This window comes from Bradyrhizobium sp. LB14.3 (genome assembly GCF_040547985.1).
GTDB lineage: Bacteria > Pseudomonadota > Alphaproteobacteria > Rhizobiales > Xanthobacteraceae > Bradyrhizobium.
This window is the reverse complement of record NZ_JBEPQT010000099.1, coordinates 1-1,097: the sequence shown is the minus strand read 5'-3', so window position 1 is coordinate 1,097 and position 1,097 is coordinate 1. Positions and strand designations below refer to the sequence as shown.

Genomic DNA, 1,097 nt, shown 5'->3' with positions numbered 1-1,097 from the left:
GAGCTACCACCTCCCGGTGTTCAAGCCCGCCGATGACGGGATCGAACCCTGGCTCAACCTTAGCAACGCCGCAAAGCTCCTGAAGATCGCGCCCAAGACGCTCCGGCTGGCCGCTGAAGCCGGCGAAATCGAAACCTTCCATCCGCTATCGGACGGCCCGTGGATCTTCGCCCGCGCCTCGCTGATAACAACTGCCGCTCAAACTATCGCCGAACGAGCGCGACAGAACCCAAGATACCCCACGGGATCGCATCCCAATCAGCAAAGTCTCTTCTCTTCAACAACATAGACAGATGGGTGTTCTGATGCGCGGTTGTAGAAGTCGAGATATCTGCCGATCGAGGCGCGGGCCTCGCTGACGGTCTCGTAGGCCCGCAGATACACCTCCTCGTACTTGACGCTGCGCCACAACCGCTCGACGAACACGTTGTCCCGCCAAGCCCCTTTGCCGTCCATGCTGATGGCGATGCCGTTGCCGGCGAGCACGGCGGTGAAGTCCGCACCGGTGAACTGTGAACCCTGGTCGGTGTTGAAGACGTCAGGCCGGCCGTGCAGCGCCAAGGCATCCTCCAGGGTCTCGACGCAGAAGGCCGCTTCCATCGTGATCGATAACCGCCATGACAATACTCGTCGGGTAGCCCAATCGAGCACGACAGCGAGATACACGAAGCCGCGCGCCATCGGGATGTAAGTGATGTCCATCGCCCAGACCTGGTTCGGACGCGTGATCTCCATGCCGCGCAGCAGATAGGGATAAATCTTGTGGCCGGGCTCCGGCTTCGTGGTTCGGGGGCGGCGATAGAGCGCTTCTATCCCCATCCGCCGCATGAGCATGAGCGTCTTCACATGCCGGCGGCCGACCTTGCACCCTTGCAAAGCCAGCAGGCCACGCAGCATACGCGAACCGGCGAAGGGATACTCCAGATGTAGCCAGTCGAGACGCCGCATGATCGCGAGATCGGCGTCCGGCACTGGGCGCGGCAGGTAATGGACGCTGCCCCGGCTGATCCGCAGAACCTCAGCCTGCTTGGTGATCGACAGATCGTGCTCACGGTCGATCATCGCTTTGCGCTCAGCAATCCCGCCTTGGTGAGCGC

General features: G+C 61.8%; 2 protein-coding genes. One reads left to right on the top strand and one right to left on the bottom strand.

What is annotated here, in order from left to right; genetic code table 11:
- Positions 1-289, top strand: a 289-nt coding sequence (locus tag ABIB00_RS39030; RefSeq protein WP_502917972.1) for a MerR family transcriptional regulator, incomplete at its 5' end; no start/stop codon positions are given.
- On the opposite strand, the gene ABIB00_RS39025 is transcribed toward ABIB00_RS39030, so the two are convergent.
- The coding region (locus ABIB00_RS39025; RefSeq protein WP_354108013.1) for an IS3 family transposase at positions 259-1,097 on the bottom strand (839 nt) is incomplete at its 5' end. The two genes, ABIB00_RS39030 and ABIB00_RS39025, sit on opposite strands and share 31 nt — an antisense overlap.